Source organism: Collimonas fungivorans (assembly GCF_001584145.1).
Taxonomy (GTDB): Bacteria; Pseudomonadota; Gammaproteobacteria; order Burkholderiales; family Burkholderiaceae_D; genus Collimonas; species Collimonas fungivorans.
The window spans coordinates 2,701,024-2,712,884 of sequence record NZ_CP013232.1 but is presented as its reverse complement, the minus strand read 5'-3'; the positions used below and the strand labels follow the sequence as shown (position 1 = coordinate 2,712,884).

9 protein-coding genes are annotated in these 11,861 nt (G+C 60.3%); 6 read left to right on the top strand and 3 right to left on the bottom strand.

Going from position 1 to position 11,861, the window contains the following annotated elements; all coding sequences use genetic code 11:
• Positions 1 to 99 precede the first annotated feature (99 nt).
• The 4 genes from CFter6_RS11725 (at position 100) to CFter6_RS11710 (ending at position 5,823) form a co-directional block, all read left to right on the top strand.
• A complete protein-coding gene (locus CFter6_RS11725; protein WP_061542328.1) occupies positions 100 to 717 on the top strand; it encodes a TetR/AcrR family transcriptional regulator in 618 nt (205 codons plus the stop codon).
• 83 nt (positions 718 to 800) lie between these two features.
• Positions 801 to 1,910 (top strand): efflux RND transporter periplasmic adaptor subunit, encoded by a 1,110-nt coding sequence (locus CFter6_RS11720; RefSeq protein ID WP_061540071.1) that lies wholly within the window; start codon positions 801 to 803, stop codon positions 1,908 to 1,910.
• Positions 1,907 to 4,975, top strand: coding sequence for an efflux RND transporter permease subunit (locus CFter6_RS11715; protein ID WP_061540070.1), 3,069 nt, complete (start codon positions 1,907 to 1,909; stop codon positions 4,973 to 4,975). The genes CFter6_RS11720 and CFter6_RS11715 overlap by 4 nt, the downstream gene beginning before the upstream one ends.
• Positions 4,976 to 5,016: 41 nt before the next feature.
• Positions 5,017 to 5,823: an oxidoreductase gene (locus CFter6_RS11710; RefSeq protein ID WP_061540069.1), complete on the top strand. Its 807-nt coding sequence runs from the start codon at positions 5,017 to 5,019 to the stop codon at positions 5,821 to 5,823.
• Between the two features lie 184 nt (positions 5,824 to 6,007).
• Here the strand turns inward: CFter6_RS11710 and CFter6_RS11705 are convergent, their stop codons facing one another.
• Together CFter6_RS11705 and CFter6_RS11700 are read right to left on the bottom strand one after the other, a co-directional pair.
• Positions 6,008 to 6,640: a class I SAM-dependent methyltransferase gene (locus CFter6_RS11705; protein ID WP_061540068.1), complete on the bottom strand. Its 633-nt coding sequence runs from the start codon at positions 6,638 to 6,640 to the stop codon at positions 6,008 to 6,010.
• A 36-nt stretch (positions 6,641 to 6,676) separates the two neighbouring features.
• On the bottom strand, positions 6,677 to 7,129 hold the full coding sequence (locus CFter6_RS11700) for a transposase (RefSeq protein ID WP_061540067.1): 453 nt from the start codon (positions 7,127 to 7,129) through the stop codon (positions 6,677 to 6,679).
• 262 nt (positions 7,130 to 7,391) lie between these two features.
• On the opposite strand from CFter6_RS11700, the gene CFter6_RS11695 reads away from it, so the two are divergent.
• Both CFter6_RS11695 and CFter6_RS11690 read left to right on the top strand, forming a co-directional pair.
• Entirely contained in the window at positions 7,392 to 8,165 is a 774-nt protein-coding gene (locus CFter6_RS11695; RefSeq protein ID WP_061540066.1) for a VOC family protein, read from the top strand.
• Between the two features lie 168 nt (positions 8,166 to 8,333).
• Positions 8,334 to 9,230, top strand: a complete 897-nt coding sequence (locus tag CFter6_RS11690) for a TauD/TfdA dioxygenase family protein (protein WP_061540065.1) — start codon at positions 8,334 to 8,336, stop codon at positions 9,228 to 9,230.
• A gap of 15 nt (positions 9,231 to 9,245) precedes the next feature.
• On the opposite strand, the gene CFter6_RS11685 is transcribed toward CFter6_RS11690, so the two are convergent.
• Positions 9,246 to 11,831 carry an eCIS core domain-containing protein gene (locus CFter6_RS11685; RefSeq protein ID WP_061540064.1) on the bottom strand — a complete coding sequence of 862 codons (2,586 nt, stop codon included), beginning with the start codon at positions 11,829 to 11,831 and terminating at the stop codon, positions 9,246 to 9,248.
• Between the last annotated feature and the right edge of the window lie 30 nt (positions 11,832 to 11,861).

Sequence of the window (11,861 nt, the reverse complement as noted above, 5' to 3'; positions counted from 1 at the left end):
GGTATCTTCCGCGACATGAAAGGGAGAAATTATTCTGTGACTATATCATGAAATAGTCACTCGTTGTACAAATCGAGCAGAAGAGGTAAGCTGTTGAATATGAGCAAAGCAACCACTAATCCGGGCCCCGCCCGAGGCCCAGTCGATCACGAAGTGCGAGATCAAATTGTTGTCGCAGCTACCGAGCACTTCCGCCTGTACGGCTACGAAAAGACCACCGTCTCTGATCTTGCCAAGGCTATTGGCTTTTCCAAAGCCTATATTTATAAGTTCTTCGAGTCCAAGCAGGCCATTGGCGAACTGATTTGCGCAAATTGTCTGCACGAGATCGAAACGGATGTCAGAGCAGCCGTTGACGGAGTCGACCGTCCGCCAGAGAAACTCCGGCGCATGTTCAAGACGGGCGTCGAGTCATGCCTTCGCCTGTTTTTTGAAGATCGCAAGCTCTATGACATTGCCGCCTCGGCTGCCACCGAGCGCTGGGAGGCGGTGCGCGCCTTTGAGGAGCGCATTCAGGCAATGCTGCAGGACATCCTGCGCCAGGGGCGCGAGACAGAGGAGTTTGAGCGCAAAACGCCGCTCGATGAAACGGCGACGGCGATTTACTTGGTCATTCGCCCCTATCTCAATCCCTTGCTTTTGCAGCATAGCTTTGATTCTGCAGATGATGCCCCGGCACAACTATCTAATCTGGTGTTGCGCAGTCTATCGCCATAAATGCCAAATATCTATGTGACTACTGACACAATTAGTCACTAGTCTCAAAATAGAAATCCTGTTTAGCTCTTTATGGGATTTCTATGCTCCGCCGCCTCGTTTTCTCTGCCGCCCTATCTACATTGCCGTTTGCACTGGTCGCTTGTGGCGAAAAACCGCAATCCGATCCACGTACCGAAGCGCCGTTGGTACGTGCGGCTACCATTCAGGGCGCGGTCGCCGCATCACGTACGTTCACCGGAACCGTAGCCGCTCGGGTGCAAAGCGATCTTGGTTTCCGGGTCTCTGGCAAGATATTGGAGAGGCTTGTGGACGCGGGGCAAACCGTTAAGCGTGGGCAACCGCTGATGCGCATCGACCCTGTCGATCTGAAACTTGCCGCGCATGCTCAGCAAGAAGCGGTCGCCGCAGCCCGAGCACGGGCGCAGCAAACGGCGGATGATGAAGCTCGCTACCGCGACCTGCGCGGAACCGGCGCGATATCGGCTTCAGCCTACGACCAAGTCAAGGCTGCCGCAGATACCGCCAAAGCCCAGCTCAATGCGACCGAAGCCCAAGCCGAAGTTGCTCGCAACGCGAGCCGATACACGGAGCTGGTGGCGGATTCCGATGGCGTCGTCATGGAAACGCTGGTCGAACCCGGTCAAGTCGTCAACGCGGGCCAAGTCGTGGTGCGTGTTGCCCATGCTGGACACCGCGAGGCCATCATCCAATTGCCGGAAACCTTGCGCCCTGCCATCGGTTCAGTCGGCCAAGCCACGCTTTTTGGCAAAGAGGGCGTTACCGTTCCAACCAAACTCAGGCAGCTCTCGGATGCCGCAGACCGACTAACCCGCACCTTCGAGGCGCGGTATGTGCTGGATGGGGAGATGTCCAGCGCCCCATTAGGCACAACGGTCACCGTTCAGATCCCGGACACACATCCCGCTGAGCAAGGCGGCTTGTGGGTACCGATTGGCTCGCTGTTCGACGCCGGCAAGGGGGCGGGAGTCTGGGTCATCGAAGGCAAGCCGACAAAGGTTTCCTGGCGGGCGGTCGCGGTCCAGCGGCTGGACGACGACGGTGCGCACATTGCAGGTCAACTCAAGCCAGGTGACCGAATAGTCGCACTCGGCACTCACCTGCTGCATGAAGGCGAGCAGGTCCGGGTGGCTGACCAGGTCGCCGCCGCAACCGTGGGAGTGCGGCCATGAGCGAAGGTCGCTTCAACCTGTCGGCGCTCGCCGTGCGCGAGCGCTCCGTCACCCTGTTTCTGATCTGCCTGATCTCGTTGGCCGGGTTCATCTCCTTCTTCAAACTTGGGCGGGCGGAAGACCCCGCGTTCACGGTCAAAGTGATGACTATCGTTACTGCCTGGCCAGGCGCCACCGCACAGGAAATGCAGGACCAGGTCGCCGAGAAGATCGAAAAGCGCATGCAGGAGCTGCGCTGGTATGAACGTACCGAGACCTACACAAGACCTGGCTTGGCCTTCACCACCTTGACCTTGCTCGACAGTACGCCACCTTCGGAGGTCCAGGGAGAGTTTTACCAAGCCCGAAAGAAAGTAAGCGATGAGGCAAGCAACCTTCCGCCTGGCGTGATCGGACCGATGGTCAACGACGAATACGCGGACGTCACCTTTGCCCTATTCGCACTCAAGGCCAAGGGGGAACCACAACGCCTGCTTGTACGCGATGCGGAGACGTTGCGCCAGCGGCTGCTGCACGTACCCGGTGTAAAGAAGGTCAACATCGTTGGCGAGCAGCCTGAGCGCATTTATGTCGAGTTTTCGCATGAGCGCCTGGCTACGCTGGGCGTCAGCCCGCAGGAAGTATTCGCCGCACTCAATAGTCAGAACGCGCTGACGCCGGCTGGCTCCGTGGAAACCAAGGGGCCTCAGGTGTTTATTCGCCTGGACGGCGCTTTCGATCAATTGCAAAAGATCCGCGATACGCCGGTCGTGGCGCAAGGTCGCACATTGAAACTGTCGGACATCGCCACGATCAAGCGTGGCTATGAGGATCCGGCGACTTTCATGATCCGCAACGGCGGCGAACCCGCGCTGCTGATGGGCATCGTCATGCGCGATGGCTGGAACGGATTAGACTTGGGTAAAGCGCTGGATAAAGAGGTCGGTGCGATCAACGCCGATATGCCGCAGGGTATGGGCCTGACCAAGGTCACAGATCAAGCCGTCAATATCAGCTCGGCGGTCGATGAGTTCATGGTCAAGTTCTTTGTCGCGCTGCTGGTGGTCATGCTGGTGTGCTTCGTGAGCATGGGTTGGCGTGTGGGTATCGTCGTTGCTGCGGCTGTGCCGCTGACGCTGGCGGCAGTTTTCATCGTGATGGCCGCGACCGGAAAGAACTTCGACCGCATCACGCTGGGCTCGCTGATCCTGGGGCTGGGCCTGCTTGTGGACGACGCCATCATCGCCATCGAAATGATGGTGGTAAAGATGGAGGAAGGCTACGACCGTATCGCCGCGTCTGCCTATGCGTGGAGCCACACTGCCGCGCCAATGCTGTCGGGCACGCTGGTGACGGCAGTCGGCTTCATGCCCAATGGCTTCGCCCGCTCCACCGCCGGTGAATACACCAGCAACATGTTCTGGATTGTCGGCATCGCACTGATCGCGTCTTGGGTGGTCGCCGTGGTATTTACACCTTACCTTGGCGTCAAGCTACTACCCAATCTCAAAAAAGTCGAGGGCGGCCACGACGCACTCTACGATACGCCACGCTATAACCGCTTCCGTCAAGTGTTGGAACGGGTTATCGCAAGCAAGTGGCTGGTCGCCGGTACTGTAGTGGGCCTTTTTATTGTGGCCGTGCTCGGAATGGCAGTGGTCAAGAAGCAATTCTTCCCGATCTCCGACCGCCCCGAAGTGCTGGTCGAGGTGCAGATGCCCTACGGCACCTCGATCGGCCAGACCAGCGCCGCCACAGAGAAGGTGGAAGCATGGTTGGCTAAACAGCCGGAAGCGAAGATCGTCACGGCTTATGTTGGACAAGGCGCGCCACGCTTCTACTTGGCAATGGGACCAGAATTGCCTGATCCGTCGTTTGCCAAGATCGTGGTCCGGACAGACAACCAGGATGAGCGCGAGGTATTGAAAAACCGGTTACGCAAGGCAATCGCCGAGGGCCTCGCCTCTGAGGCGCGCGTGCGTGTCACACAGCTCGTATTCGGCCCGTACTCGCCGTTTCCCGTCGCCTACCGGGTCACTGGCCCGGACCAGGACAAGCTACGCAGTATCGCGGCTGAAGTGCAACGGGTCATGGATGCCAGTCCGATGATGCGTACGGTCAACGCTGACTGGGGCACGCGCACGCCTATGCTGCACTTCAACTTGCAGCAAGACCGATTGCAGACCGTCGGGCTGACCTCCAGCGCCGTGGCGCAGCAACTGCAATTCTTGCTGAGTGGAGTGCCTGTCACCGCCGTACGTGAGGACATTCGCACGGTGCAAGTCACGGCCCGTTCGGCTGGCGACAGCCGGCTCGACCTGGCCAAGATCGCGGACTTCACGCTAGCTGGCGCCAATGGGCAACGCATCCCGCTGTCGCAGGTGGGTAAGGTCGACGTGCGCATGGAGGAACCGATCATGCGCCGCCGCGACCGCATGCCGACGATCACCGTACGGGGCGACATCGCCGATGGCTTGCAACCGCCGGACGTGTCGGCAGCCATCACCCAGAAGCTCCAGCCTATCATGGACAAGCTGCCTGGCGGCTACCACATTGAGCAGGCCGGCTCCATCGAAGAGTCAGGAAAAGCGACGAAAGCAATGTTGCCGCTATTCCCCATCATGCTGGCAGTAACCCTGCTCATCATCATCTTCCAGGTGCGCTCGATCTCCGCGATGGTGATGGTCTTCCTGACCAGCCCGTTGGGGCTGATCGGTGTGGTGCCAACCTTGATTCTGTTCCAGCAGCCATTCGGCATCAATGCGCTGGTCGGCCTGATTGCATTGTCGGGCATCCTGATGCGCAACACGCTGATTCTGATCGGGCAAATCCGCCACAACGAACAGGCGGGACTGAGTCCTTTCCATGCGGTTGTCGAGGCAACTGTGCAGCGTTCCCGACCGGTGGTCTTGACCGCACTGGCGGCGATCTTGGCCTTCATCCCGCTTACCCATTCAGTGTTCTGGGGTACCCTCGCCTACACGCTGATCGGCGGCACATTGGCAGGGACGATTCTGACCCTCGTGTTCTTGCCGGCGATGTATTCCATATGGTTCAAGATCAAGCCAGTCCATTCGCAAAGCTGAACTGCCGCCCATCCCAATTCACCCATGCAAAAGGAACTGTTATGTCGAATTCTAAAGTAGTCGTTATTACCGGCGTGTCATCAGGCATCGGGCGCGCAACCGCAGAGAGGTTTACCAAGCGTGGTTGCCGAGTATTCGGCACCGTACGCAGTATTACAAAAGCACAGGCAATACCCGGTGTTGTACTGGTCGAAATGGATATCCGCGACGAAGCGTCAGTGCAACATGGAATACAGGCCATCATCGCTGAGGCCAAGCGCATTGACGTGCTTGTCAATAGTGCAGGCGTGACCCTGCTCGGCTCGACGGAAGAAACGTCGATTGCCGAGGCTCAGTCGCTGTTCGATACCAATGTTTTTGGCATCCTGCGTACAACACAAGCGGTACTGCCGCACATGCGCGCGCAACGTTCTGGAAGAATCGTCAACATCAGTTCGGTGCTGGGCTTCCTTCCGGCTCCGTACATGGGGCTCTATTCGGCATCCAAGCATGCCGTTGAGGGGATGTCTGAGACCTTGGATCATGAGGTGCGCAAGTTCGGAATCCGCGTGGTGCTGGTCGAGCCTTCCTTCACCAAGACCAATTTGGATCTCAATGCACCCCATGCGGCTTCCCGACTTTCAGCCTATGACGATGAGCGCAGCGTGGCTTCCCTGGCAATTCAAAAAAATGTCCAAAAAGCACCGGCACCCGATGGCGTCGCCAGCACGATTGTCGATGCCGCTTTGGACGTGTGGAAGATGCGCCGTACGCCTAAAGGCGAGGCCTCTCTTTTGGCCAAACTGCGCCGCTTCATGCCTGCAGGCCCGGTTGGGGCAGGCATCAGGAAAACGTTTGGGCTCACCTGAAATCGGCTCCTTGCTTTCACCTCAAAGCCCGAACTCAACGGGCTTTTATTCAGAGACGTTGCACAATGATTTTTATTGCGTAGGAATATCAATTTAAGCGGGCCCATATCTTCCGCATACAATCAAATATTCGTAAGTGGGATATCAGCACCGGCTGAGCATTCCGGCCCATGGCGCGGCGAACCTATCGGTCCTGCTTGCGCCAGACGCTGGCCAGCCATGGCTGCTGGTCGCGCGGCAGTCCTTCGGGACGATAGTAGTGTTCGAGTTCGGCAAAACCGGCGTCGGTCATGAAACCGCGCCAGGCATCGAGGTCATGGTAGGCGCCGTAGCGTCCGCGGTTCCACCCTTCTTCATTGCCGCCGCGCGGATTGGAACTGAACAGCACGCCGCCCGGCTTCAGCGTGGCATGGAACTGGCGCAGCACGCGCGGCAGTTCCTGGCTGGGAATGTGAAACAGCGCCGCATTGGCGAAGACGCCGTCGAAACGGCTGTCGGGAAAATCGAGCTGGAGGAAATCCTGCTGCCATACCTCGCAACCGCTGTCTGCGCGCGCCATCTCGACGAAACGGGCGGCGCCTTCGACGCCTGTGGCGATGTGGCCGAGCTTGCTGAACGTGCGCAGATCGCGCCCGGGGCCGCAGCCGACGTCGAGGATGGCGAATGGCGGCGTGCCCTGGATATGGCGCAGCAGCGCCGCGATATTCTGGCTGACATCGTGATCGCGGGTGCCCTCACGGAAATCGTCGGCGCGCTGATTGTAATGCTCCAGGGTAAGAGCGGCAATTTTTTCCAGGTCTGAAAGCGGTATTGTCATGCCGCTACTGTAGCGCAGCGCGGGGAAATGTCCAAGTCAGCCCGGCGCCACCAGATGAACCCAGTGCGAGGTCGACTCGCCTGGCGCCAAGGCTTGCTGCCTGGCGGCCGCCGCTTTGACCGGAGCCAGCGTCGCCTTGTATGCGGTACGGGAGATTTTCCGTTGCTGGCGCTGCTCGATGCGGCGCGTGTACAGGTCGCCGTAATGGACGATCTGTTCCAGTAGCTGAGCCAGGCCTGGCGCCTGGATGTCGCTTTGTTTCAGCTGGCGCCAGAAGTCGCTTTCGTTCCAGCGCCGGAAGCGCATGTAAGTGGCAGTCCAGTTGCCGAACTCGCGCGGCAAATTGCGCCATGCCGAATTCCGCGTCACGATCCACAGCACGGCGTCGATAAACAGGCGATTGTTCTTTGCGTTGACGCCAGGATCGCTCTGTTTCCCCAGCAACAAGGGTTCCAGCTCTTGCCATTGTTCGTCTTGAAGTTTCATCATGTATTCCCGCCATTCGTCAGAGTTGAAGGAAGCCAGTTTTCCCGGCAGCGCCGGTCAGCTTCACTGTATGTCCAATCTTAATAACTATGGGGTGCGCCCGTATGTAGGAAAAATCCGGTTTTACAATCAGTTATTGCGCCGCAGCACAAAGACCCTGCTTCCACTCCCCGGTTATCGGGCGGATAATGTCTTTCCAAGCGCCGCCTGCCACGATTATGGACAGCTGCGGCCGACTCGAACCCAAGCAAAGGAGCCATTCCAAATGTCTGCCGAACCAGCAAAATTCGTGTGGTACGACCTCATGACCAGCGACGCCAAGGCCGCCGAGTCTTTCTATCAAAGCGTAGTCGGCTGGAACATGCAGGACGCCGGCATGGGCGACCGTTCCTACATCATATTGTCAGCCGGGACCACCATGGTCGGCGGCCTGATGCCGATCCCCGAAGACGCACGCGCCATGGGCGCGAAACCTTGCTGGAACGGCTATATCGGGGTCAGCGACGTCGACGCCTATGCAGCGCGGGTCACCGCGGCCGGCGGTACTATCCGCCGGCCGCCGGACGACATTCCCGGCGTCGGCCGCTTCGCCGTGGCCGCCGATCAGCATGGCGCGGCCTTCATCCTGTTCAAGGGTAATAGCGACCAGCAGCCGGCGCCGGTTGCGGCCGGCACCCCGGGCCATGTCGGCTGGCATGAATTGCATGCTGGCGACGGCGAGCAGGCGTTCACCTTCTATGCCGACCTGTTCGGCTGGACCAAGGACGAAGCGCTCGACATGGGCCCGCTCGGCATCTACCAGACATTTTCTACCGGCGGTGCGGCGGTGGGAGGCATGATGACCAAGACCGCGGACATGCCGGCGACCTGCTGGCTGTATTACGTCAATGTGGAATCGGTCGACGCCGCCATTGCCCGCATCAGCCACGGCGGCGGCAAGGTCCTCATGGGGCCGCACCAGGTTCCCGGCGGCAGCTGGATCGTGCAGGGACTGGATCCGCAAGGCGCCATGTTCGCCCTGGTTTCGGCGCACCGCTGAAGCTGCGGCGGCAAAACGCCGCAAACCGCATAAGGATATGACAATCCATTATTTGCGGCGCCCATGCTTAAGAAGGTGTAATGAGCAGGTGTAATGTTGTTTTCAGGAGGGTCCGGCCGGCCCGTTGCATCCCGGCAGGCCGGACCGTTCCGCTATCCGAGCCCTCTTATGTCCATCGCCAGCACTTTATCGCCATCGCCCGCAGCTGCGTCCCAGCTATTTGACATCCGCCCGCTCGAAGGACCGCTGGGCGCGGAAATCACCGGCCTAGACTTGCAGCTGCCGCTATCCGCCGAAGAGCTGGTCCGTATCCGCGCAGCCCTGGTCAGGCATGGCTTGCTGGTGTTCCGCGAGCAGCGCATCACGCCGCAGCAGCACGTGGCGTTCAGCCGCCGCTTCGGCCCGCTGCAGGTACACGTGCTGAACCGCTTCCACCTGCAAGGCTATCCGGAAATCCTGATCGTCTCCAATGTCATCGAGGACGGCAAGCCGATCGGCCTGGTGGACGCCGGCGCCGACTGGCATTCCGACCTGTCCTACATGCCCAAGCCCAGCCTGGGTTCGCTGCTGCATGCGCAGGAGCTGCCGGCGGAACAAGGCGACACCTCTTTCGCCAACATGTTCCTGGCCTACGAAACCCTGCCCGCCGATGTCAGGCAGACCCTGGAAGGCCGGCGCGCCGTGCATTCCTATGTGTATCGCTACCGGCGCCTGCAGAAGCTGTCGCCTTGGCGCGCCGACCTGACGCAAAAGCAGATCGACGAAGTGCCCGAAGTCGAACATCCGGTGATCCGCGTACATCCGGAAAGCGGCCGCAAGGCGCTATTCGTCAGCGAAGGATTCACCTCGCACATCGTCGGCCTGCCCAAGGATGAGAGCGACGCCTTGCTGCGCTACCTGCATGAGCACACCATACGCGCCGAAAACGTCTACCGCCACCAATGGCGCGCGCACGACATGGTGTTCTGGGACAACCGCAGCACCGTGCACTACGCACCCATTACGCCGCAGCATTTGCGGCGCACCTTGTACCGTACCACCGTCGAAGGCGACGTGCCGGCCTGAATCCGCCACAATCGCTCATATAGCCCATCTTTCCTCGGCATTTCTCAGCCACTGCATCATGTCTTCGTGGATAGCGCCGATAGGCATGTCTTCCGGAGCTAGCTGAATCGACCGGATCGCGCCGCTCCAGTCAGCATAACCCGGCGGACTGCCCAATGCCGGCTGTGGCTGCCGGCTGCGCCACAGATCGCGCAGGCGGTCCAGTTCGTTCAAGCCCATCGTAATCAGTTCATCCCGTGTGGACGCCTTCTTGCCTTTTGGCTTGCCTTCATCTTTCACCGGCGTGCTGACGGCCAGCGATGTTTCGGCCTGCCCTCCCAGCACCGGCGGCTCCGGCTCAACCAGCGGCGTCACAGGCTCTGTTGCGAGCATGGGCGCCAGGGCAACGGTAGGGACCGGCCTTGGCGGCAGGCTGCCAACGGTCTGCGCCAGGTCGCTCCACATGGCTCCCGACTGCGCCCGCGGATCAATGCCCTGCTCCATGATGGCGTCGGATTGCTGCTCCAGCAGCGCCTGTTGCGCGTCGTCGTTTGCGCCAAGGTAGGCGCGCCAGGCTATGGCGTTGGCAAGATCGCTGCTCAAGCCGATCTGGATATGCGGCGACTTGAGCGACTCACGCAGGATACGGAAAACCCTCAGCGCGGTGTCTTCAGGCAGGTTCGGCAACAGCTTGCGCAGCTGTTGCAGCGTCAGCGTCTCGCGGTCGGCTACGCTACCGTTCCTGTCCAGCAAACCGGTCGCCTGCAACTGCGCAAACAACGCTTGCGCCTTTTCCTGGGGCGTGTCCGCAATCAGCCGCGAAAAAAAGCCGCCGATACCCGTTGCAACCGGAGCCGGAAACAGCGCCTTCAGCCGTGCGATATCAATCGGTTCGGGTATCAGCTTGGCGCGTTGCGTCGGCCCGAAGACGCCTGGCGCCGTGATGCCTTTCAGGTAGTAGCGCAGTTTTGTGTACAGCGCAAAATAGCGGTCCTCGTCCGACAGCGGCGAGCCGCCGCCGGCCAGCGCACCGTACATGATGTACTGCCAGGTATCGTCGATGTTTTTTGCCGAATCATCGTCCTCGATGCCGATGACGCCGCGTTCGCGGTCGCTGGCGGCGAAACCTTCCAGGGTGACCCAGTCGCCGCCCGATTGCAGTATCTTGGTAGCGTAATGGAAAGCGCCGCCGGAACCTGCGACATAGGTCTTGAGCCGCTGCGCATTCTCTTCTGTGATCTTGTTGCCGAGCAAGGTGGAGGTAGTGACGTCGCAGGCGCGATACAGGAGCACGTTGTCCGGGCCGTCGACGGCTTCGACCTGGCGCGCCTGGAAGCTGGCGTTATGAAACGACATCAGGTCGACCGGCAGGTCCTCCGGTAATGCTGCCGCCAGCGTCACGAAGGCAGCCCGCAATTCGAGCAAGGTGGCGCTCAAAATCGGCGCGAGGGGGAATCGCGCCGGATTGTCTTCCTCCCTGAAATAAGGAGCCAGCTCTTCCAGCCGCGCTGCGATGGCGCCCCGGGTAATGTCGGCGGAATACAGCGCGCTCTCCAGCGTACTGACGATGCGGCCGGCATCGGCTATCGCCGCGGTTTCATCGTCGCGATAAGAGGCCAGCGCCAGCTGGCTGAGGATGAGTTTCTTGAACAGCTCAAGCTTGCGTACCGAGGCCGACAGTGCAGGATTGATCAAAGCCGGTTTGATCCGTCCCTCGGATACCACCGTGGCGGCGTCTATTTCGGCGGTTTTTCCGGCGCGGCGCCCTTCGCGGAACGAGCGTATCTCGGGCAGCACCTGGTTCCGGTACTGCGCCTGCAAATCGTCCCGATGGTCGCCGCGTACCCTGGCGGTGTCAAAACTCAAGCCAACCCGGAAATAGTCGCGCCCGAACAGGCTGGCCGTGCCGGCGGCGTAAAACATCAGCGGCGAGGCCGAGATGGCATTGTTCATGGCGCCGATCCGGGTTGCGTTATTCACATAGAATTCGTGATTGGGCGTTGCCATCCCGGTCACCATGGAGTTATCGTTGGAGACCGAATAGACCTGCGTTGTGACAGGTTCGCGCTCTATCCGATAAAGCTGGGTTACCGGCGCTGCGCGGGCTGTAGCAGGTGCGGCGCCGCATCCATCCGGGGCCGGCGCCGCCGGGCCATGGCGCACGGCGCGTGCGCCCATGACATCGGCTTCCTGCTCCAGCCGGCGGTCGTCGTTGAGCGCCACTCCGCTGGCTTGCGCGCCGGCCGCTACCCGGCCTTGCGCCTGCTGCACCAGGTGCCAGGCTTCGTGCGGCAGGCGTCGTTCCTGTCCGGGCCCCAGGTGGATCTCGCTGCCTTGCGCATAGGCATGCGCCTGCAGCTGCGCCGGCCTGGCCGAGTTGTAGTGCACCTTGACTTGATCGAAATCGAGCCCCGACAAATCTTCGATTCCAGCCCTCAGATTGTGCGGCAACCCGCTCCGGCCGGCGGCAGCGGCTTCGCGCCGTTGCAACGGATTGCCGCCATAGTGGTATGCGTCCATCGGGACCAGATGGCTGGCGCCATATGGCGTGACATCGATTCGCTCCGGCAAGGTCTGGCGCACAGCGGACGATGCCGGTTGCGGGGGCGCTTGCGGCATCATTGTTTTCACATTCGCCTATGGTTTACACTG